We start from the raw sequence: 1,232 nt of genomic DNA on the forward strand, positions 1-1,232 counted from the left end.
GCTTCTCCTCATCCGTCCAAAGCCGCTTCGTCCGACGCGCCACGCCATCACCATAGTGTCCACTATCGATGGTGGACACTATCCGCCTCTCTCACCACGCGGCAGAGCAGTCAGCCCGGACGCTTACACTTCTATCACCCAGCCATGCGGTTGTGTCCCGCCTAAAACATTTGCGGTTATCTCGCGTCCTGCGTGATCAAACCCATGGCCAGAACAGCCGGGGGGGGTAGCCTTTCCAAAAATTTGTTCAGAGCTATCCGTTATGAAATCGACAATTCTGGCCACGGCGCTTCTTCTTTCCCTCACCGCTCCCGCAATCGCCGATCCCACCCTCGGCTTCGGCCTCTCGCTCTCCTTCGGCGCGGGCAAGGTCGATACCGGCATCGGCTTGCGCGTCTTCTCCGACGACAAGCAAGACAATTTCGTCGGCAGCCTCGGCGTGGATTACATGTTCGGCGGCAGAGAATTCCGCCCCACCATCGGCGCCGCCTATCTCGGCAAGAACAGCTACATCGGCCTTGATCTCGGCTATGGACTCAAGAGCCGCAGCATCGACTTCGGGCTTGGGGTTGGTGGCACAAATACGAGCATTGGTGGCCCCGGCAATACGGGGGGTGGTGGCGAGACGACACCAGGAGGAGGGAGCACGAGTCCACTTTAGAAAAAAAGCCCCATGCGGGGGATCCGTTGTATTAGCCCTGTAACCCATTCAATTCAGCGGAATTCGATCATTGCACTCCTTGTAGACCGGTTTTCAAAGTAGCCGCTGAGCTTGGCCTCGAGCAGGCTCCGAAATTCGTCCCTCGAAGCGGTCATAGATCCTTCGAATGCATGCGGCAGCTAAGTCCGCATCAGCGACATTCGGCCCAAGTTTTTTCTGCGTCAAGCCATGAACGACCACTTCGGGGAAGCCGCGCTGCGTATGGCGCTCCACGGGCTCTAAGATCGCCTAAGTCCCAATCACGCAGTCCGCAGAGGGTTGCGTTTGGGTTGCATTCTGGTTGCCTTTTGGTTGCGTTTTTGGGCAAAATGATAACAAAGCCGTAACAAAATACCCCCAAAGTGGTTGCGTTTTGCGCGCGAGACCCGGAAAACGCAACCTTGTGCAACCCCGAAATCCAATAAAATAAGGGGTTTCGGGGCGTCAGGTTGACAAAAATCACCGAAAACACTTTTTCGGCCCCAAAACGCAACCTGAAGCTCCTTCAGAAACACAATTTTGGGCTGTCCTT

At 55.8% G+C, this 1,232-nt stretch carries 2 protein-coding genes; one reads left to right on the forward strand and one right to left on the reverse strand.

Annotation, left to right across the window (positions count from 1 at the left end; genetic code table 11):
* Window positions 1–262 precede the first annotated feature (262 nt).
* Complete coding sequence (locus CKO11_RS17075) at window positions 263–661, forward strand: hypothetical protein (protein WP_223641493.1); 399 nt, start codon at window positions 263–265, stop codon at window positions 659–661.
* A gap of 299 nt (window positions 662–960) precedes the next feature.
* Here CKO11_RS17075 and CKO11_RS17080 read toward each other — a convergent pair.
* Window positions 961–1,232: hypothetical protein (locus tag CKO11_RS17080; RefSeq protein ID WP_223641496.1), on the reverse strand; the 272-nt coding region annotated here is incomplete at its 5' end.

The sequence above is a fragment of the Rhodobacter sp. TJ_12 genome, assembly GCF_020023995.1.
Taxonomy (GTDB): Bacteria; Pseudomonadota; Alphaproteobacteria; order Rhodobacterales; family Rhodobacteraceae; genus Rhodobacter.

What these genes read in the sequence shown, in the direction of transcription:
- CKO11_RS17075 (WP_223641493.1), top strand. Translation starts at nt 263, where the DNA reads ATGAAATCGACAATTCTGGCCACGGCGCTTCTTCTTTCCCTCACCGCT.